Annotated in this window: 1 protein-coding gene; it reads left to right on the top strand. The window is 64.0% G+C overall.

Annotated features, from left to right (window positions below):
* The coding region (locus DIE06_RS38010) for a sigma-70 non-essential region-containing protein (RefSeq protein WP_185733593.1) at nt 1–522 on the top strand (522 nt) is incomplete at both ends.

Below are 522 nucleotides of genomic sequence, written 5' to 3' on the forward strand. Positions count from 1 at the left end.
TGCCGACGTCGACCGCATCGTTGCCGGCGAACTGCGCATCGACGAACTGGTCGATGGCATCAGTGTCGACGCCGATGCAAGCGAAATGACGCCGGAGCCCCAGGAAGAGGAGGCGGAAGCACTTGCCGCCGACGATGATTCGGACGAAGACGACGTCGAAACGGACGCCGGGGATTCGGAGAAGGTGAACGCGGCACGCCTCGAAGAACTCACCAACGACAGTCTTGTGATTTTCGCGCGCGTGCGTGCACTGTTCGAGCAGTTGCCGGATGTGCCTGTCACTGGCGATGCCCGATCCGCAGCCGCCGCGCAAGTGCGCACGGCGATCCAGCGTGAACTCGCGCCGATCCGCTTCACGGCCAAGACCATCGACCGCCTGTGCGCCATTGTGCATGGGCAAGTGTCCGAGGTTCGCGCGATCGAGCGCAGCATCCTGGCGATTGCGGTCGACCGTTGCGGCATGCCGCGCGACGCGTTTGTCGAGTCGTTCCCGGGCCACGAGACCGATCTCGAATGGACGAA

Source organism: Burkholderia sp. Bp8998, from assembly GCF_003854235.1.
Taxonomy (GTDB): Bacteria; Pseudomonadota; Gammaproteobacteria; order Burkholderiales; family Burkholderiaceae; genus Burkholderia.